The sequence below is a fragment of the Streptomyces sp. H27-H1 genome, from assembly GCF_026627445.1.
GTDB lineage: Bacteria > Actinomycetota > Actinomycetes > Streptomycetales > Streptomycetaceae > Streptomyces.
Map to the genome: position 1 here is coordinate 1 of NZ_JAPNLJ010000038.1, position 19095 is coordinate 19095.

Below are 19095 nucleotides of genomic sequence, written 5' to 3' on the forward strand. Positions count from 1 at the left end.
GGAGAAGGCCACCGCGCAGGTGATCCACACCCTGGCGAAGGAGGTGATGGGCCTCAACGAGCAGATCGCCGAGATCGACAAGCTCATTGCGGCCCGGTTTCGCGACCACGAGCTCGCCGAAGTGATCGCCAGCATGCCCGGCATTGGCCCGCTTCTGGGGGCGGAGTTCCTGGCTGCCACCGCCGGCGACATGAGCCGATACGGCAGTTCCGACCGCCTGGCCAGCTTCGCCGGAGTGGCCCCGGTGCCCCGGGACTCCGGCAACGTCAGCGGCAACCTGCACCGGCCCCGGCGCTACCACCGCGGGCTGCAACGCGTCTTCTACACCTCCGCACTCATCAGCATCCGCAACTGCGACGAGTCCCGCCGCTACTACGAACGCAAGCGCGCCGAAGGCAAGCGACACACCCAGGCCGTCCTCGCCCTGGCCCGCCGACGCGTCAACGTCCTGTGGGCCCTCATCCGCGACGGAAAGTGCTTCCAACGTGAACTCCCTGTCACTGCCGCTGCTTGACAACAGCATTAGGAGGTGAGCAGGCCGAGCAGCCGGGCGGCGTTCTCCTTGAGGATCTTCGGCCGGACTTCGGGCTTGATGCCGAGCGTTTCGAAGTCGGCGAGCCAGCGGTCGGGGGTGATGACCGGGTAGTCGGAGCCGAACAGGACCTTGTCCTTGAGGAGGGTGTTGGCGTACCGCACGAGCTGGGGCGGGAAGTACTTCGGGGACCAGCCGGACAGGTCGATGTGGACGTGCGGCTTGTGGGTGGCCACCGCCAGGGCCTCGTCCTGCCAGGGGAAGGAGGGGTGGGCGAGGATGATCCGCAGGTGCGGGAAGTCGACGGCGACGTCGTCGACCAGCATCGGGTTGGAGTACTTCAGCCGGATGCCGCCGCCGCCCGGGACTCCGGCGCCGATTCCGGTCTGGCCGGTGTGGAACAGGGCGGGAACGCCGAGCTCCTCGATGGCCTCGTACAGCGGGTAGGCGAGGCGGTCGTCCGGGGCGAAGGCCTGGAGGCTGGGGTGGAACTTGAACCCCCGCACGCCGTACTCCTCCACCAGGCGCCGCGCCTGAAGCACTCCGGCGCGGCCCTTGTGCGGGTCGATGCTCGCGAACGGGATCAGCACGTCGGCATGGGCGGCGCAGTTCTCCGCGATCTCTTCGTTGGAGATCCGCGGATGCCCTGTGGCGTGTTCGGCGTCGACGGTGAACACGACGGCGGCCATGCGCCGTTCGCGGTAGTGGTCGGCCATCTCATCGATGGTGGGCTGCCGGTGTCCGTGGGCCTTGAAGTACTTCTCGGAGGCGCCCAGCAGTTCAGGGCCGAGTGCCGTGCGGCCGTCCTTGGCGACCTCGGCGTGCGTGTGCATGTCGATGGCGGTCAGCCGGTCGAGGTCGAGCGCGGGTTCGTAGGCACGGTCGCCCATGTCATGCCTCCGGGGCCTGGGGCGCGGGAATTCCGTACGTCTCGGGTTCGGCTCCGACACCACCGGGCCATTGCGCTGCGATCGCCTCCGCGCTCCACCCGCCGTCGGCGAAGGCGGTCGCCTTCTCCTTGGGGTGCGCCCACAGGGCGAGCCGGTCGCCGCCTACGCCGATGGCCTGTCCGGTCACGTCCTTCGCGGCGTCGGAGGCGAGGAAGGTGACGAGCCCGGTGACGTCCTCGACGGTGCCGAGGCCCTCGCCCTTGCGCAGCCAGTCCGGCAGCGGACTACCGGTGCGCTCGGACTCCTCGATGACGGGGGCGAAGGCCGGGATGGTCCTGGTCATCTCGGTGGCGGCGACCGGGACGACCGCGTTGACGGTGATGCCGGAGCGGCCCAGTTCCATGGCCCAGGTGCGGGCCATGGCTACGATGCCGGCCTTGGCGGCGGCGTAGTTGGTCTGACCGAAGTTGCCCCGCTGTCCGGCGGGCGAGGAGATCAGGACGAGACTGCCGCCGGTCCCCTGCTCCCGCATCCGGACGGCGGCCGCCCGGGCGCAGGTGAAGGTGCCGCGCAGGTGGACGCGGACGACGTCGTCGAAGTCGTCGTCGGTCATCTTCCACAGCACGCGGTCGCGCAGGATGCCGGCGTTGGTGACGAGCACGTCCAGGCGGCCGAATTCCCGTACCGCGGCGTCCACGAGCTCCTGGGCCGCCGCGCTGTCTCCGACGGCCGCGACGACTCCGGCCGCCGTGCCGCCCTCGGACCGGATCGCGGCGAGGGCGGCGTCGACCGTGTCCTGGTCGACGTCGTTGACGATGACCGCGGCGCCGGCGGCGGCGAGGGCCCTGGCGTATCCGAGGCCGAGGCCGCGTCCGCTGCCGGTGACGACGGCGACCTTCCCGTGCAGATCCATGAGGTGCCTCTCTGAGGGGTGGGGGATGCCGGAGCACCGGCGGACGGCCGGGCTCGATCGACAGGAATCCTGTTGAATGACAGTCTCGTCAATCAACAGGATTCCTGTCAATGCTTTAGGGTGTACCTGCCATCCACCCGGGCACCACCACAGGAGGACGAACGTGAGCACCTCGCTGCTCTACCTGGTCAAGCGGACGGAACTCGCGGTGCGGGCCCGTCTCGAAGAGCTGGTCAGGCCTGCGGGCATCACCGCCCTGCAGTACACCGCCCTCACCGTCCTGGACCGGCACGACGGGATCTCCGCCGCCCAGCTTGCCCGCGACTCATTCGTCACCGCCCAGACCATGGCCGACATGGTCCGCGCCCTGGAGAGCCGCGGCCTGATCCGCCGCGAGCCGAACCCCGACAACCGCCGGGAACGCCTCGTCCTGCTGACCGGGGCGGGGAAGGGGCTCCTGGACGAGTACGCCGGACCGGCCCGCGCGCTGGAGGAGCGCATGGTCGCCGACCTGACCCCGGAGGAAGTCGACGGGTTCCGGCAGGCACTGCAGCGCACGTGGCGCTCCCTGACCTGACCGCGCGGGGCGCCGCCCGATGGTTTTCTGCCCGTCGTCCGGCCCTCAGCCACCTCCACCCAGCAGACTGCCGCGCCGTGGCACCGAGCTGAGCAGGAGTCGGGTGTACGGGTGCTCCGGGGCGTCGAGCACCCGGTCCGCGGGGCCCGACTCCATCACCCTGCCCGATTTGAGGACGAGCACCTCGTCCGCGATGTGGCGTACGACGGCCAGGTCGTGGGTCACGAACAGGAAGCCGACCCCCGCCTCGCGGCGGATCTCACGCAGCAGTTCGAGGATCTGGGCCTGGATGGAAACGTCCAGCGCGGCGACCGCCTCGTCCAGGACCAGCACCCGGGGCTCCACCGCGAGGGCGCGCGCGATCGCCACGCGCTGGCGCTGCCCGCCGGACAGGTCGCGCGGCAAGGCCGCCGCCTCTCGGGTCCCGAGGCCGACCTGATCCAGGTGTCCGGCGACACGGACCGCGCGCGCCGCGGCGTCCAGGTCGGTGTGCAGCCGCAGTACCTCGTCCAGGCAGCCGCTCACCGTCACCCGCGGATCGAGCGACAGGTAGGGATCCTGGAAGACCATCTGGATCTCCCGCGCCCGGGAGAGCCGTTCGGCGCGGCCGCGGGCCCGGGCCGAACGGTCCCGGCCGTCGAGCCGGACCGTACCGCCGTCCGCTCGCTCCAGGCCCACGAGCATCCGGACCGTCGTCGTCTTGCCGCTGCCGGACTCGCCGACGATCGCGAGCGAACCGCCGGCCGGCAGCGAGAACGACACCCCGTCGACCGCCGTGTGCTCCCCGTACCGCTTGTGCAGCCCCTCGACCACCAGACCCTTCGTCACAGCGTGATTCCTTCCTCGGCGCGCAGGCACGCGGCCAGGCCCCCGCCGTGCGGTGCCAGTACGGGCGTCTCCACCGCACAGCGCGGCAACGCGTGCGGACAGCGGGCCGCGAACGCGCAGCCGGGCGGGGCCTCGGACAGTGAGACGGGCCGGCCCTGGATGGGCCGGGGCGGGGGCGCGCCCGCTTCGATGCGCGGAGTGGAGGCGAGGAGCCCCGCCGTGTAGGGGTGGCGGGGCCGGTCGAAGAGCTCGTCGGTGGAGCGGGTCTCGACGATCCGGCCGGCGTACATCACGTACACCCGGTCGCAGATCGCCGAGGCCAGCTCCAGGTCGTGGGTGACGAAGAGCATTCCGGTACCGCGCTCGGCCCGCAGCCGGGCCAGGATCGCGATCACCTCCGCCTGGGTGGTGACGTCCAGCGCGGTGGTCGGTTCGTCGGCCAGGAGCAGGGCCGGCTCGGCGGCGAGGGCGGCGGCGATGACGACCCGCTGGAGCATGCCGCCGGAGAACTGGTGCGGGAAGCGGCGCAGGGCGCCGCGCGGATCGCGGATGCCGACGGCGTCGAGGAGTTCCTCGGCACGTGCGGCGGCCCGGTCGGCGGGGGTACCGGAGGCGCGCAGCCCCTCGGTGAGGAAGTCGCCCACTCTGCGCAGCGGGTTGACGGAGGCACGCGGGTCCTGGAAGACCATGGCGACCTCGCGGGCCCGCAGCCCGGCGAGCTCCCGCGGGCGCATGCTCAGCACGTCCCGCCCGGAGACCCGGACCCGACCGGTGGCCCGGGCGCCCGGGGGCAGCAGTCCGAGGACGCTGCGGCAGGCGACCGACTTGCCCGAGCCGGACTCGCCGACCAGGCCGACGGTCTCCCCGGGCCGTACGGTCAGGCTGACCCCGTCCAGGATGGGCCGGGCGGCCCGGTCGTCCGGGAGCCGTACTCCGAGCCCGTCGATCTCCAGGACGGGCGTGGTCGATGGCGTGGTCATGGCGTTCATCTCTCCCGCCTCGCGATCCGGTCGGCGAGTCCCTCGCCGACGATTCCGAACGCCACGACCGCGAGCACGACGCACGCGGACGGCGCGAGCGTCGGGAGCATCGCCCCTTGCATGACGGCCCCCTGACCCTCGTTGATCATGGCGCCCCAGTCGGCCGTCGGCGGCTGGACGCCGAAGCCGAGGAAGGACAGGGCCGCCAGGTCCATCAGCGCGTACCCGAAGTTCATCGCGGACTGGGCGAGAACGGTCGGCGCGATGTTCGGCAGGAGGTGACGGGCACAGACCGTCCAGCCGGACCATCCCTGCACCACGTAGGCCTCGATGTAAGGCCGTTGTTTCTCCTGCCGGGCGATGCCGCGCACGAGCCGGCCCACGTACGGGGTGTAGGCGACGGACATGGCGATGACGGGTGCGGTCATGCCGGAACCGAGGACGGAGACGAGCAGGATCGCCAGCAGCAGTCCCGGGATCGCGAAGACCAGGTCCATCGAGCGGGACAGAAGAGTGTCCGCCCAGCCGCCCCGCCAGGCCGCCACCACACCGAGCAGCAGGCCGAGCAGGGTGGAGACGGCGACGACGAGCAGCGGCCCCAGGAGCCCGGTGCGGGCGCCGTGGATCAGCCGGGACAGGATGTCCCGCCCCGACTGGTCGGTCCCGAGCAAGTGGTCGCCGCTGGAGCCGGCGAGGCTCGCGGCGAGGTCGAGCGCCTCGGGGTCGTACGGGGCGAGGACGGGTGCGAGGACGGCGACGAGGACGAGCACGGCGAGCACCGCGACCGAGACCGCGAACAGTGGCCCCTGGCCCAAGAAGCGCAGTCCGCGCAGGCCCGGTCTGCGGTACGCCGCCGTGGTGAGGGTGGAGGTCATGGAGAGCCTTCCCCGGGGGAGAGACGGGGGTCGATGAGCGGGGCGAGCAGGTCGACCGCGAGGTTGACGAGGACGAAGGCCGCCACGCTGAGCAGGGTGACGGCCTGGACCACGGCGAAGTCCTGCGCGGTGACCGACTGTACGAGCAGTGAGCCGAGCCCCGGCACGTCGAAGGCGGTCTCCACGATCGAGGTGCTGATGAGCAGGCCGGCGAGCATGGTGCCGCCGACGGTGACGACGGGGCCCAGCGCGTTGCGCAGCACGTGCCGACGCACCACCGTCCGCCCAGCGACGCCCCGGGCCCGCGCGACCTCGACGTGCTCGCGGCCGAGTTCGTCGAGCATCGCGGAGCGCGTGACCCGGGCCAGCAGGCCCGCGAACGTCAGGGCGAGGGCGACGGCCGGCAGGGTGAGCTGGTGGACCCGGGCGCCGAAGCCCTCCGCGGCGCCGCCGCCCGGGCCGGGGAACCAGCCGAGCCCGACCGAGAACACCGAGACGAGCACGATCGCGGTGACGAAGGACGGGGTGGCGGTGGCCACGCCCGTGCCGATGAGCACCGCCCGGTCGAGGAGCCCGGGGCGCAGCGCCGCGAGGATGCCGACGCTCACCCCCAGGACGGCGACGAGCAGGGCCGCGTAGCCGACGAGGAGGGCGGTGCCGGGCAGCCGGGAGCCGAGGAGTGCGGTGACGTCCTGGTGGTACTGGGCCGAACGGCCGAGGTCGCCGCTCAGGACGGCGCCGAGCCACTTGCCGTACTGCACCACCACGGGGTCGTTCAGGTGGTGCTCGGCGCGCAGGGCGGCCACGGCCTCGGGGGTCGCGGGGCGGCCGTGCAGCAGGAAGGTCACCGGGTCGCCGGGGGCCAGGTGGATCGTGCCGAAGACCACGACGGAGGTCACGAACAGCACGGCCACCAGGCCCAGGAGCCGTCCGACGAGGAAGCGGGTCATTTCTGTGCGGCCCCGATCGTCGCGGCCCACGGGTAGTAGAGCTGGGTGATGCCGGTGGGGGCGCCGGTGATCCGCTTGCCGAGGAAGACCGAGTACGGCGCCTCGTACAGGGGGATGACGGGCAACTCGCGCAGGGCGATCGCCTGGAGCTTCGCGGTGAGGTCGGCGCGCTTGGCCGGGTCCGGCTCGGAGTTGGCCCGGTCGAAGACGACGTCGAATTCGGTGTCGGACCAGGAGCCGTAGTTCCCGAAGTCGCCGGCGCGCAGGTACTGGTAGAACTCCAGCGGGTCCGGCGTGTTGTCGTAGCCGTTGGTGATGACGAGGTCGAGCCCGTCGCGGGCCTTCGGGTCGACGAAGATGCTGCTGTACGCGTCGGGGGAGACGGTCTTCAGCTTGACGTCGAGGCCGATCTGGCGTCCGGCCGCCTGCACCGCGTTGGCGACCACGCTGATCTCGGGGGCGAGCGAGCTCGTCACGAGGGTGATCGAGCGGCCGGTGGCACCGGCCTCCTGGACCAGCTTCTTGGCGGCCGCGAGGTCATGGGGCAGGTCGGGCAGCGTGTCGTAGTGCGTGGCGGCCTTCTCCGGGAGGAGCGCCCAGGCACCGCGCGCCGCGGGGGCCTTGGCCGGGACCCCGACGCCGCCGGCCGCCGCGTTGATGATGTTCTTCCGGTCGAGCGCCATGGACAGGGCCTTGCGGACCCTGAGGCTGCCGAGCGGGCCGTCGAAGTTGAGGACCGCGAGGTTCGCAGCCGCGGTGTTGGGGCCGAAGAGGACCGCTCCGTTGCCGCCCGCCCGCAGTTGGGCGAGGGAGGAGGACGGCACCATGTAGCCGCCGTCGGCCGTGCCGGACAGGAAGGCGTTGGAGCGGGCGGCCGCGTCCTCGATGAAGGTGAACTTCACGGACCGGGACTTCGGAGCGAGCGCCTTGTCCCAGTACGCCGGGTTCTCGCGCAGGGTGATGCTGTCGCCCTGCGCCCACTTCTCCAGGGAGAAGGGGCCGGTGCAGTTCAGGGCGCCCTTCGGGGTGCCGTAGTCCGGGCCTTCCTTGGCCAGGGAGGCCGCGCTCACGACGGTGCCGGGAGAGGCGGCCATGAGTTCGTGGAAGAGGACGTCGGCCTTCATGAGGCGGATCGTCACCTCCAGCGGGCCGGTCGTCTCGACGGAGTGGACGTTCTTGAAGGCCGAAGCCCACGGGGAGCCGGTGGCCGGGTCCATCTGGCGCTTGAGGGAGGCGACGACGTCGTCCGCGGTCAGCGTCGTGCCGTCGTGGAACTTCACGCCCGGCCGCAGGGTGTAGACGAGCGTGCGCGGGTCGGGCTGCGCCCACTTGACCGCGAGACCGGGCTCGACCTTCAGGTCGGGGGTGACGCGGAGCAGCTGCTCGCAGACGTTGGCGAGCACGGTGTTCGGCGGGTAGTCGTACGCGAGGGCGTAGTCGAGGGTGTACGGCTCGGCGTACAGCGACCACGTGAAGGAGTCCAGGGGGCCCTGGGCGGGCGGTGAGGTCGGGGTGACCTCGAAGGCGGCACCGCCACCGCCAGTGGTGCCGGTCTGGGGCCGGGTGGCGCCGGAGCAGGCGGTGAGAGAGGAGGCCGCGAGCACGGCGGTACAGGCGAATGCGATGAATCTGGGGACACGCATGCAGATCCACCCCTTTACGGGTGTTGTGAGGGGCACGGGGGGATGGAGCGAGTATTGATGCGGGAACGTTCCCGCACAAGAGTTCGGCCAGGATTGCGGGAACGGTTTTGCAGAGGCCGGGAGGATGGCAGCATCCCTCTCATGACCGAAGATTCAAGGCTCGGCGAGCAGCCCGCCCCACGCGTGCGGCTCGTGGACGTCGCCCGCGAGGCGGGCTTGTCCAAGACGACCGTCTCGGCGGCGCTCAACGGCACCGGCCGGCTCTCCCCCGACGTACGGGAGCGGGCCCGCGAGACCGCGCGCACAATGGGCTACCGGCCCAACGCCTCCGCACGCCAGCTGCGCGCGGGACGGGCCCGGCTGATCGGATATGTGGTCGGCGAGCTGGCCGACGCCCCCTGGACCTTCCTGGAGTCGCCGTACTTCGCCCGGCTCACCGGGGCCACCGCCGCCACCGCGCTCGGACGCGGCTACGCGATCGTGCTGCTGCCCGCAGGCTCCCTGCAGAGCGAGTGGTCCACGCTGCCCCTCGACGCCGTGATCGTCGCCGACCCCGTCGCCGACGACCGGATCGTCGAGGACCTGCTCGCCGCCCGCATCCCGGTCTTCAGCGACCGGTCGGTGGAAGGCCGACCGGAGGCCCACTGGGTGGACGTCGACGCGGTCGACGCGGTCCACCGGACCCTGGACCACTTCGCGGCCCAGGGCGCCCGGAGGCCCGCACTGGTCGTCCCGGACAGCACCACCCGCTTCCACCGCGAAGTGTTCGCCGCGCACCATGACTGGTGCACGGCGCACGGGCTGCCGGAGCTGGCCGTACGGGCCGCGGAGCCCGGCAACGGGCCGGTGGTCCGGGCCGTCGAGACCGCTTTGGGGGCCGGGCCGGAACGCCCCGATGCCCTTTTCGTGGTCGCCGAGGCCAGCCCGCCCCTCGTCCTGGACGCGGCACGGCGGCACGGCTACGACGTTCCTGGCGACCTGCTCGTCGCGTGTATCAGCGAGGACGAGGCCGCCGTGCACACCGAACCGCCGGTGACCACGCTCAGCCTGCGCCCCGGCGCCGTCGCCGAAGCCGGGATCGAGCTGGTGGTGGCCGTTCTGGAGCACGGGCGGAGGGAGACCAGCGGGGTTCTCGTGCCGGTCCGCCTCGACGTCCGCGCCTCCTCGGTACGGCATCCTCAGCCTCCGAACACGAGCTCGCCGCCCACATAGGTCCGCTCCACCCGCGCCTCGGCGATCTCCTCCGGGGGCGCGGCCAGGATGTCCCGATCGAGCACCACGAGGTCGGCCAGATGGCCGGGGAGGAGGCTGCCGGCGTCGTCGAGCCGGCTCACGTGCGCGGAACCGGCGGTGTAGGCGGCGATCGCCGAGAGGAGGTCAATGCGCTGCTCGGGCAGGAACACCCGCTCGTCGTCGGTCCCCGGCTCCCGGCGGTTCACGGCCACGTGGATGCCCGCGAGCGGGTCCGGGCTGGAGACCGGCCAGTCACTGCCCGCCGCCAGGGTGGCCCCCGACCGCAGCAGACCTCCGAACGGGTACTGCCAGGCGGCGCGCTCCGGGCCCAGGAACGGGATGGTCAGCGCGTCCATCTGCGGCTCGTGCGCCGCCCACAGCGGCTGGATGTTCGCGATGGCGCCGAGCGCGGCGAACCGGGGCAGGTCGTCGGGGTGGACGACCTGGAGGTGTGCCAGGTGGTGCCGGTTGCCGCGCCGCCCGTTGGCCACCACGGCGGCCTCGACCGCGTCGAGCGCCTCGCGTACCGCACGGTCGCCGAGCGCGTGGAAGTGGACCTGGAAGTCCAGCGCGTCCAGCGCGGTCACGTGACCGCGCAGGGCCTGCGGATCGATGAAGCTCAGCCCGCTGTTGGCCGTGGCACAGCCGCAGCCGTCCAGGTACGGGGCGGTCAGCGCGGCCGTGAAGTTCTCCGCGATCCCGTCCTGCATGATCTTCACCGACCCGGCCCGGAACCGCCCGTACGCCAGCTCCTTGCGGCGCTCGACCAGTTCGGGGATCTGCTCGGCACCGCGCTCACGGTCCCACCACAGCGCGCCCGACACGCGGGCGGTCAGCGAACCGTCCCGCGCGGCGGTCAGATAGGCCTCCGAGGGGTCCCCCATCCCGTTGAAGCCGCCGAGCAGCGCGTCCTGCCAGCCGGTGATGCCGAGTGAGTGCAGCAGCTCCTGCGCCCGCAACAGGCCCGCGATCCGGTCCTGCGGCGTACTCGGCGGCACCAGCCGCGAGACCAGAGCCGTCGCGCCCTCCTGGAGCATTCCGCTGGGCGTGCCGTCCGGCTCGCGCTCGATCCGACCGTCGGCCGGATCCGGGGTGGCGGCGGTCAACCCCGCCCGTTCGAGGGCCCGGGTGTTGGCCCAGGCCCCGTGGTGGTCGCGGTTCGAGAGCAGCACCGGCCGGTCGGGCACCACCGAGTCCAGCAGCTGCCGGGTCGGCAGTCCGCCCGCGAAGCTCTCCATCGACCAGCCGCCGCCGGTGATCCACTCATGCTCCGGGTTGGCCTCCGCGTACGCCCGGATCCGCTCCAGGTACGCGGCGACGTCGACGATCTCGGTCAGATCGCATTGCGCCAGCTCACTGCCCCCGCCCACCGCGTGGACGTGAGCGTCCTGGAAGCCGGGCATCAGGAGCCTGCCCGCGAGGTCGACCACCTCCGTACGGGGCCCGATCAGCTCCCGCACCGCGTCATGTCCGACGGCGGTGATCCGCTCCCCCGTGACCGCGAGCGAACTCGCCCGGGTGCGGGCCGGATCCATGGTGAGGACTGGACCTCCGGTGAAGACCAGATCGGCGTGAGACATGCGGCGGCTCCCTTGCGTGCGGATGCGCTGGACAGACTGCGTACGGATGGTCTGGACGGCTTGCGTACGAATGCGCGGAACGGGTGACGGGCGCCATCGAAGCCCGCGAGCCGTTTACACGTCAATGGTGTTGACGTAAGGTCCCGGCCATGTCCGAACGCGTGGTACCCGAGGGCAGGCGGCAGCGCAGCCGTCCGACCAAACACGGCGCCGTCCTCTCCGAACGCCTCATCGTCGACACCGCACTGCGTCTCGTCGAACAGCACGGCGCGAAAGCACTCTCGGTACGCAGGCTCGGGGCCGCGCTCGGCGCCGACCCCACCGCCCTCTACCGCTACTTCCGCAACACCGACGCCCTGCTCCTCGCCCTCGCCGACGAGCTCATCGGCCGCGCCCAGGAGGGTTGGACGGCCACCGGCAACTGGCGGGAGGACCTGCGCTCGATGGGCCGACGCATCCACGCCTCGTACCTCGCCCAGCCCCAGGCCGCGCTACTCGCCGCCCACCGCACCACCGGCCGCCCGCACGAGACCCGGGCCGTCGAGACCATCCTCGGCATCCTCCGTGACGGCGGGTTCCCCGACGCCCTGGCGGTACGGATCTACCACGCCTTCGTCGACCAGTCGCTCGCCTTCGCCGCCCAGGACGCCGCGGCGGCGGCCCTGCCACCCTCGGCAGCGGCGACCGACGCCGAGGTCTGGCATGCCGCGTACAGCCGCCTCCCCTCCGACACCCACCCGCACATCGCGGCGGCGTACCCCCTCCTGGCCGTCGACATGCGCGACAGCGGCTACCCCTTCGCCCTGGAACTGATGCTCATCGCCGTCGCCGCGCTGCACCCGGACGCGGGGCGGTAGCGGCCCCGAGCCGCGGCCGCTGCCTGCCCGTGGAGCCCGGCCGGCACCGCGGACCGCAGCCCCCGCAATCCACCCGAAGGCGCTTACGTCAACACCATTGACGTTGCTGTGTCCGACCGGGTCTCATGGGCGGCACCTCGGAGGGAAGTCCCCGCGCCCGGGCTCCTCCGCCACCCGAAGGAAGCCACCATGGACCCCCTGCTCTCGCTCCGGGACGCCGATCCGACCCCGTTCTGGCTCGACGATCCGCGCCGCCCCCGGGCCACCCCCGCCCTCATCGGCGGCACCACCTGCGACCTGCTGGTCGTCGGCGGCGGCTACACCGGTCTGTGGACCGCCCTCGCCGCCAAGGAGCGCGACCCCTCCGCCGATGTCGTCCTGGTCGAGGGCGACGAGGTCGGCGGCGCCGCCTCCGGCCGCAACGGCGGCTTCTGCGAGTCGAGCCTCACCCACGGTCTCGCCAACGGCCTCGCCCGCTGGCCCGACGAGATCGGCGTCCTCGAACAGCTCGGCCGCGCGAACCTCCAGGCCATGGAGGACACCCTCGCCCGCCACTCCATCGACTGCGACTGGGAGCGCACCGGATCCCTGGTCGTCGCCACCGAACCCCACCAGGTCGACTGGCTCGCCGAGGAGGCCGAGGCGGCCGCCCGGTACGGCGCCACTGCCACCGTCCTCGACGCCGACGCCGTCCGCGCCGAGATCGACTCCCCCACCTTCCTCGGCGCCGTCTGGAACAAGAGCGACACCGCCATGGTCAACCCCGCACGGCTCGCCTGGGGCCTCAAGCGCGCCTGCCTCGACCTCGGTGTCCGCATCCACGAGCACAGCCCGGCCCTTTCCCTCGACGAGCAAGGCGCCGTCGTCTCCGTCCGCACCCCCTACGGCCGGATCACCGCCGGGCGGGTGGCGCTCGCCACCAACGCGTACCCCTCCCTGGTCCGCCGCCACCGCCTTTACACCGTCCCCGTGTACGACTACGCCCTCATGACCGAACCGCTCGGCGAGCAACAGCTCGCCTCGGTCGGCTGGCACAACCGGCAAGGCTGGGCGGACCCCGCCAACGCCTTCCACTACGTGCGGATCTCCGCCGACAACCGGATCCTGTGGGGCGGCTACGACGTCGTGCACCAGCGCCGGGTCCGCGCCGAGCACGACCAGCGCCCCAAGACCTACGCGACGCTCGCGCGCCAGTTCTTCCGCACCTTCCCGCAGCTGGAGGGCATCCGCTTCAGTCACGCGTGGGGCGGCGCCATCGACACCAGCACCCGCTTCTGCGTCTTCTTCGACACCAGCCATCACGGCAAGGTCGCCTACGCCGCCGGCTTCACCGGACTCGGCGTCGGCGCCAGCCGGTTCGGCGCCGAGGTCATGCTGGATCTCCTGGCGGGCGAGCGCACCGAGCGGACCGCCCTCGATCTCGTACGCCGCAAGCCGCTGCCCTTCCCGCCCGAGCCCGTCCGCTCCCTCGGCATCGGCATCACCCAGCGCTCCCTCGCCCGCGCCGACCGCAACGAGGGCCGCCGCGACCTGTGGCTGCGGTCCCTGGACCGCCTCGGCCTCGGCTTCGGCAGCTGACCGAACCAGCATCGGGAGGCCCGGTCGCGCGGCCTTTCGTGCCGCCGTCCGCGGCACACGGTCACCGTTGCCCGGGCTGCTGCCGACGCACCCTCAGCCCCGGTCCCCGGGGGCCCGCATGCCCCTGGCGCGGGCGGTCTTCGACGCCGCGTCGGAGGCGAGGAGACCGAGGATTTCGCAGGCTCGGCCCGGTTGGGTGGAGGCGGCCAGTACGCCTCCGCTGAACGTCGAGGTGATTTCGGTGTCGCCCGGCAGCGGGCCGACGATGACGACGCCCTGCAAGTCCATCAGTTCGCTGTGCTGCTGGAAGGCCAGGTCGGCTTCGCCGGACGCCAGCAGGCTGCCGGCAGGCACCCCCGGTGATGCTTGGACAAGCCGGTCCCGGAGCGTGTCGGCAAGGTCCAGCCGGGTGATGAGATCGAGCAGGGCCGTGCCGCTGGGGCCCGTCGAGTAGGCGATCTTCATCGCGGACAGGAGAGCGGTCCGCAGGTCGGACTTCGAGCGGAGTGCCGGCACCGGTGTTCCTTCCGGCACGGCGGCGACGACCTGGGAGACCCACAGCGGGCGCACCGTGTCCCCGAGGAGGTGTCCTTCGGCCGCGAGCTCGGCCATTGCTCCGTCGGCCAGCACGAGAAGGTCGGCCTCGACTCCCTGGCGCACCCGTTGGGCGATCTTGACGCCGCCTGCGGATTCGAACCGCACCGGAATCCCGTGAGCGAGGCGGATCTGTTCGGAAAGCTCGGTCAGTATCAGCCGCGTCGCCATCGAGGACAGCCCGGAGGTGTCTCGGTCCATGTCGCCTCCTTGTGTCCGGCAGGTGGTACGGCGTGTCCGCCAGATGGTACGGCGCACGGCCGGGCGCTTCAACGCCGGTCTGCGAGACTGAGCGTGTGAGCAGAACCCGGAGCACGGCGGCTGGGAAGGTCCTCGAGGTCCTCTCGGCCTTCGATCGCGACCACCCCTCGCGAACACTGTCGGAGATCGCACAGTGCACGGGCCTGGCTTTGAGCACCGCACACCGAGTGGTCGCGGAGCTGGCGGAATGGGGCGCGCTGGAGCGCACGGAGGACGGGTCGTGGCATGTCGGGCTGAGGCTCTGGGAGATCGTCTCCGGATGCCCCCGCACGCAGATTCTGCGCGATGCGGCCCTGCCGTTCATGCAGGACCTCTACGAGGCGACCCACGAGAACATCCAGCTCGCGGTGCGCGAGGGCACCGATCTCGTGTTCGTCGAACGGATCGCCGGGCATCGCTCGGTGGAGCTGTTGACGATGGTCGGGTCCCGGTTCCCCATCGGCTCCACCGGGATGGGCCGGGTGCTGCTGGCACACGCACCGCTGGACATCCAGGAGGAGGTGCTCGACTCGCCGCTGCGCGCCTGGACCCCGCACACCGTCACCGACCAGCGAACGCTGCGCGCGCAGTTGGACCTCATCCGCCGCGAGCAGGTCTTCGTCAGTGACCGGCAACTCTCCGAGAGCACGGTCGCGGTGGCCGCACCGGTACGGATCGGCCCGGCCGGACCGGTCAGCGCCGCGCTGGGAGTCGTCATCGCGGCGAGCAGCGCGAGCCGTGCGCGCGGGCTGCGCGAGCCGCTCCTGAGAGCTGCGTACGGGATCTCCGACGAGCTCGGTCGGCGGACCCGTACGACGGTCTGAAATCCGAGCAGGGCTTCCGCCTGGCGGAAACAGCGGTGACTGGTCGCGGTCGTGGATGTCAGCGTTCGGGGTGTTCGAGACGCTCGCAGTCACTCAGGAGATGCCATGGCTGACGCCATCATCGACACCGTTGCCTCGGTTCCGGTCGCTGTCATCGGTGCCGGTCCAGCCGGCTTGATGCTGGCCCACCTACTCGGGCGCGCAGGGGTCGAAACGATCGTGGTCGACACCCGCACCCGGCGGGAGATCGAGACCACACAGCGGGCCGGCATCCTGGAGGCCGACGCGGCCCGGGACCTGGTCGAGACCGGCGTCAGCGACCGGATCCTGCGCGAGGGCCACGAACACGAAGGCACCGAGCTGCGGTTCGGCGGCCGGGCGCACCGCCTCGACTTCAAGGAGCTGGTCGGCGAGTCGGTGTGGCTCTACCCGCAGACCGACGTGTTCATCGACCTGGCCGACGCCCGGGAGCGCGACGGCGGCACGGTCCGCTTCGGCGTCAGTGACACCGAAGTCCTCGACATCACCACCGACGCCCCCCGGGTCCGCTACACCGCGCCCGACGGGTCCCGCCACGAGATCCGGGCCAAGTACGTGGTCGGCGCGGACGGTTCGCGCAGCATGTGCCGCGATCTGGTGCCGGAGGATCAGCGGGTGCGCTACGGCAGGGAGTACCCCTTCGCGTGGTTCGGCATCATGGCCGAGGCTCCGATGAGCGCGCCCGAGCTGGTCTACGCCCACTCCGAGCACGGGTTCGCGCTGATCAGCCAGCGCACCCGGACCGTGCAGCGGATGTACTTCCAGTGCAGCCCCGACGAGTCCGTCGACGCCTGGCCGGACCACCGCATCTGGGAGACGCTCCAGGCCCGGGTGGCCGGAGAGGACGGCTTCCGACTCAAGGAGGGGCCGATCTCCGAGAAGACGGTGCTGCGGTTCCGCTCGTTCGTGCAGGAGCCGATGCGGTGGGGCTCGATGCTGCTCGCGGGCGACGCCGCGCACACCGTGCCGCCGACCGGCGCCCGCGGGCTGAACCTGGCGCTGCACGACGTGAAGGTGCTCTCCGACGTCCTGTTGCGGGCACTCGGTGGTGCAGGCGAGGCCGTGCTGGACGAGTACCAGCCGCGCGCCCTGCAGCGGGTCTGGCGGGCCCAGAACTTCTCCTACTGGATGACCCAGCTGCTGCACACCGCGCCCGGCGGCACACCGTTCGACCTGAGGCGTCAGCTCGGCGAGCTCGACAACGTGGTCGGCACGCGCGCCGGCCGCAGCTACCTCGCCGAGCAGTACACCGGCTGGCCCGCCCGCAGCCGGGGCTGACCCCAGCACGACCACCAGGAGAGAGCACATGATCATCGACTGCCACGGTCACTTCACCACCGCACCGCCCCAGTTGGCTCAGTGGCGCGACCGGCAGACAGCGGCGGTCGGCGCCCCCGGGGAAGCGCCCGACCCCGACGAGTTGGTCATCACCGACGACGACCTGCGCCGGGCGATCGAGGGCAACCAGCTGCGGCTCATGGACGAACGCGGAACCGACCTGACGGTCTTCTCCCCGCGGGCCAGCTTCATGGCCCACCACATCGGCGACTTCGAGGTCTCCTCGGTCTGGGCCCGGATCTGCAACGACCTGGTCCACCGCGTCAGCACGCTCTACCCCGACCGCTTCGCGATGGGCGCAATGCTGCCGCAGTCGCCGGGCGTCGATCCCGCGACCTGCCTGCCCGAGCTGCGGCGCGCGGTCGAGGAGCTCGGCGCGGTGACGATCAACCTCAACCCTGATCCCTCGGGCGGCAGGTGGACCGCGCCACCGCTGACCGACCGCAGCTGGTACCCGGTCTACGAGGCGATGGCCGAGTACGACATCCCCGCCATGATCCACGTCAGCACGTCCTGCAACCCGGCCTTCCACACCACCGGTGCCCACTACCTCAACGCCGATACCACGGCGTTCATGCAGCTGATCCAGGGCGACCTGTTCGCCGACTTCCCGACGCTGCGGTTCGTGATCCCGCACGGCGGCGGCGCGGTGCCCTACCACTGGGGCCGGTTCCGTGGCCTGGCGATGGCGCTGGGCAAGCCGGATCCCGAGTCGCTCCTGGACAACGTCTTCTTCGACACCTGCGTCTACCACCAGCCCGGCATCGACCTGCTCACCCGGGTGATCCCCAGCCGGTCCGTCCTGTTCGCCAGCGAAATGATCGGCGCGGTCCGCGACCTCGATCCGCGCACCGGCCACCACTTCGACGACACGAAGCGGTACGTCGAGGACACCACACACCTCTCCGACGAGGAGCGGGCCGCCGTCTACTCCGGCAACGCCCTGCGCGTCTACCCCCGACTCGCCGGCCGCCTCGCCGCAGCCGGCTACTGACCCCAGGAGAAGAACCCATGGAGCACACCGAGATCGGTGTAGTCCACACGTCGATCGACCGCGCCGATCCCGAGGCCGTCGCCGCGCTGTCGGCGTTCGGCGTGGCGACCATCCACGAGGCCATGGGCCGAGTGGGGCTGATGCGCCCTTACCTGCGCCCGGTCTACCCGAAGGCCCGCCTGTGCGGCACCGCGGTGACCGTGCTGCTGCAGCCCGGCGACAACTGGATGCTCCACGTCGCCGCCGAGCAGATCCGGGAGGGCGACGTCGTGGTCGCGGCCTGCACGACCGAGACCGAGGACGGCTTCTTCGGCGACCTGCTCGCCACCTCGTTCCGCTCCCGGGGAGGCCAGGGCCTGGTCATCGACGGCGGTGTGCGCGACGTGGCCGACCTGGCGGAGATGGACTTCCCGGTGTTCGCACGGGCGGTCAACGCCAAGGGCACGGTCAAGGCCACGCTCGGCTCGGTCAACGTGCCGGTGGTCTGCGCCAACGCCCTGGTCAGGCCCGGCGACGTCGTCGTGGCCGACGGCGACGGCGTGGTCGTGGTGCCGCGTGAGCGGGCCGCCGAGGTCGCCGCGGCGTCGGCCGCGCGCGAGGCCGGCGAGGCGGGCAAGCGTGCGCGGTTCCGCGCGGGCGAGCTCGGCCTGGACCTGTACGGCATGCGCGGCCCGCTGGCCGAGCGTGGGCTGCGCTACGAGGACTGAGGAGGACGACCATGTTCGAGAAAGACCCCGAGTGGCTCGACTGGTACACCGGTCCGAGCCGGCCGCGGTTCCGGCTGCCCGGAGGCGCCGTCGACGCGCACTGCCACGTCTTCGGCCCGGGGGCGGAGTTCCCGTTCGCACCCGAGCGGAAGTACACCCCCTGCGACGCGTCCAAGGACCAGCTCTTCGAGCTGCGCGACCACCTGGGCTTCGCCCGCAACGTCGTGGTCCAGGCAACCTGCCACGGCGCCGACAACAGCGCCTTGGTCGACGCCCTGCGGGACTCGCAGGGCCTGGCCCGCGGCGTCGCGACGCTTCGGTCCGGGGTCTCGGACGCGCAGGTGCGGGAACTGCACGAGGCCGGCGTTCGCGGCGTGCGGTTCAACTTCGTCAAGCGGCTCGTGGACGCGGCGCCGCGGCAGGACCTGTGGGACGTCGTCGAGCGGATCGCGCCGTACGGCTGGCACGTCGTCGTCTACTTCGAGGCAGCCGACCTTGCCGGGCTGCGCGACTTCCTGCTCTCGGTCCCGGTGCCGTTGGTCGTCGACCACATGGGCCGGCCCGATGTCGCCAAGGACCCGTACGGTCCGGAGTTCGAGGCGTTCCTGGACTTCATGCGGGCGAGGCCGGACATCTGGTGCAAGGTGACCTGCCCGGAGCGACTGTCGGCGGCTGGCCCGCCGGCCCTCGACGGGCAGCAAAACGCCTACCGTGACGTCGTCCCGTTCGCCCGGCGCGTGGTCGAGGAGTTCCCGGACCGGGTGCTGTGGGGCACCGACTGGCCGCATCCGAATCTCACCGACCACGTGCCCGACGACGGTCTGCTCGTCGACTTCATCCCGCACATCGCACCGACGCCGCGGCTTCAGCACAAGCTCCTCGTGGACAACCCGATGCGCCTGTACTGGCCGGACGCCGACTGA

The 19095-nt window shown here is 71.7% G+C and carries 19 protein-coding genes; 10 read left to right on the forward strand and 9 right to left on the reverse strand.

The genetic code is table 11. The annotated features are described in order from the left end of the window. Nucleotides 1–514 (forward strand): transposase (locus OTB20_RS31255; protein WP_267822653.1); only part of this gene is annotated, 514 nt, incomplete at its 5' end. A gap of 8 nt (nucleotides 515–522) precedes the next feature. Here the strand turns inward: OTB20_RS31255 and OTB20_RS31260 are convergent. Next, complete coding sequence (locus OTB20_RS31260; protein WP_267822654.1) at nucleotides 523–1422, reverse strand: amidohydrolase family protein; 900 nt, start codon at nucleotides 1420–1422, stop codon at nucleotides 523–525. A gap of 1 nt (nucleotide 1423) precedes the next feature. Then, nucleotides 1424–2335, reverse strand: coding sequence for an SDR family oxidoreductase (locus OTB20_RS31265; protein WP_267822655.1), 912 nt, complete (start codon nucleotides 2333–2335; stop codon nucleotides 1424–1426). Nucleotides 2336–2498: 163 nt separating this feature from the next. Between OTB20_RS31265 and OTB20_RS31270 the strand changes: the two genes are divergently transcribed. Further along, the gene (locus OTB20_RS31270) at nucleotides 2499–2912 is read left to right on the forward strand and encodes a MarR family winged helix-turn-helix transcriptional regulator (protein ID WP_267822657.1); all 414 of its coding nucleotides are present in this window, start codon (nucleotides 2499–2501) and stop codon (nucleotides 2910–2912) included. Nucleotides 2913–2957: 45 nt separating this feature from the next. Here OTB20_RS31270 and OTB20_RS31275 read toward each other — a convergent pair whose 3' ends face one another. Genes OTB20_RS31275 through OTB20_RS31295 form a run of 5 tightly spaced genes read right to left on the reverse strand, consistent with a single transcriptional unit; the run spans nucleotide 2958 to nucleotide 8188 of the window. Further along, entirely contained in the window at nucleotides 2958–3740 is a 783-nt protein-coding gene (locus OTB20_RS31275; protein WP_267822658.1) for an ABC transporter ATP-binding protein, read from the reverse strand. Next, nucleotides 3737–4720 carry an ABC transporter ATP-binding protein gene (locus OTB20_RS31280; RefSeq protein ID WP_267822659.1) on the reverse strand — a complete coding sequence of 328 codons (984 nt, stop codon included), beginning with the start codon at nucleotides 4718–4720 and terminating at the stop codon, nucleotides 3737–3739. The genes OTB20_RS31275 and OTB20_RS31280 overlap by 4 nt, the downstream gene beginning before the upstream one ends. 5 nt (nucleotides 4721–4725) lie before the next feature. Beyond that, a complete protein-coding gene (locus tag OTB20_RS31285; protein ID WP_267822660.1) occupies nucleotides 4726–5595 on the reverse strand; it encodes an ABC transporter permease in 870 nt (289 codons plus the stop codon). Further along, a complete protein-coding gene (locus tag OTB20_RS31290) occupies nucleotides 5592–6545 on the reverse strand; it encodes an ABC transporter permease (protein ID WP_267822662.1) in 954 nt (317 codons plus the stop codon). Before OTB20_RS31290 ends, OTB20_RS31285 begins: the two co-directional genes overlap by 4 nt. Further along, nucleotides 6542–8188, reverse strand: a complete 1647-nt coding sequence (locus OTB20_RS31295; protein WP_267822663.1) for an ABC transporter substrate-binding protein — start codon at nucleotides 8186–8188, stop codon at nucleotides 6542–6544. The genes OTB20_RS31290 and OTB20_RS31295 overlap by 4 nt, the downstream gene beginning before the upstream one ends. A 141-nt stretch (nucleotides 8189–8329) precedes the next feature. Between OTB20_RS31295 and OTB20_RS31300 the strand changes: the two genes are divergently transcribed. Beyond that, on the forward strand, nucleotides 8330–9400 hold the full coding sequence (locus OTB20_RS31300; RefSeq protein ID WP_267822664.1) for a LacI family DNA-binding transcriptional regulator: 1071 nt from the start codon (nucleotides 8330–8332) through the stop codon (nucleotides 9398–9400). Here the strand turns inward: OTB20_RS31300 and OTB20_RS31305 are convergent. After that, entirely contained in the window at nucleotides 9367–11001 is a 1635-nt protein-coding gene (locus OTB20_RS31305) for an amidohydrolase (protein ID WP_267822666.1), read from the reverse strand. The genes OTB20_RS31300 and OTB20_RS31305 overlap by 34 nt on opposite strands. Before the next feature lie 149 nt (nucleotides 11002–11150). Here OTB20_RS31305 and OTB20_RS31310 point away from each other — a divergent pair, with 149 nt between their 5' ends. Together OTB20_RS31310 and OTB20_RS31315 are read left to right on the forward strand one after the other, a co-directional pair. Further along, nucleotides 11151–11858, forward strand: a complete 708-nt coding sequence (locus OTB20_RS31310) for a TetR/AcrR family transcriptional regulator (protein WP_267822669.1) — start codon at nucleotides 11151–11153, stop codon at nucleotides 11856–11858. Nucleotides 11859–12047: 189 nt separating this feature from the next. Continuing rightward, on the forward strand, nucleotides 12048–13436 hold the full coding sequence (locus tag OTB20_RS31315) for an NAD(P)/FAD-dependent oxidoreductase (RefSeq protein WP_267822671.1): 1389 nt from the start codon (nucleotides 12048–12050) through the stop codon (nucleotides 13434–13436). Nucleotides 13437–13529: 93 nt separating this feature from the next. Here OTB20_RS31315 and OTB20_RS31320 read toward each other — a convergent pair whose 3' ends face one another. Next, a complete protein-coding gene (locus OTB20_RS31320) occupies nucleotides 13530–14231 on the reverse strand; it encodes a substrate-binding domain-containing protein (protein ID WP_267822673.1) in 702 nt (233 codons plus the stop codon). 95 nt (nucleotides 14232–14326) lie between these two features. On the opposite strand from OTB20_RS31320, the gene OTB20_RS31325 reads away from it, so the two are divergent. From OTB20_RS31325 to OTB20_RS31345, 5 genes are all read left to right on the forward strand, one after another. After that, nucleotides 14327–15094 carry an IclR family transcriptional regulator gene (locus OTB20_RS31325; RefSeq protein WP_267822676.1) on the forward strand — a complete coding sequence of 256 codons (768 nt, stop codon included), beginning with the start codon at nucleotides 14327–14329 and terminating at the stop codon, nucleotides 15092–15094. 105 nt (nucleotides 15095–15199) lie between these two features. Then, nucleotides 15200–16411, forward strand: coding sequence for a 4-hydroxybenzoate 3-monooxygenase (locus OTB20_RS31330; RefSeq protein WP_267822678.1), 1212 nt, complete (start codon nucleotides 15200–15202; stop codon nucleotides 16409–16411). A 28-nt stretch (nucleotides 16412–16439) separates the two neighbouring features. Continuing rightward, nucleotides 16440–17465: an amidohydrolase family protein gene (locus OTB20_RS31335; protein ID WP_267822679.1), complete on the forward strand. Its 1026-nt coding sequence runs from the start codon at nucleotides 16440–16442 to the stop codon at nucleotides 17463–17465. 17 nt (nucleotides 17466–17482) lie between these two features. Next, nucleotides 17483–18172, forward strand: a complete 690-nt coding sequence (gene ligK / locus OTB20_RS31340) for a 4-carboxy-4-hydroxy-2-oxoadipate aldolase/oxaloacetate decarboxylase (RefSeq protein ID WP_267822682.1) — start codon at nucleotides 17483–17485, stop codon at nucleotides 18170–18172. A gap of 11 nt (nucleotides 18173–18183) precedes the next feature. Continuing rightward, nucleotides 18184–19095: an amidohydrolase family protein gene (locus tag OTB20_RS31345; RefSeq protein ID WP_267822683.1), complete on the forward strand. Its 912-nt coding sequence runs from the start codon at nucleotides 18184–18186 to the stop codon at nucleotides 19093–19095.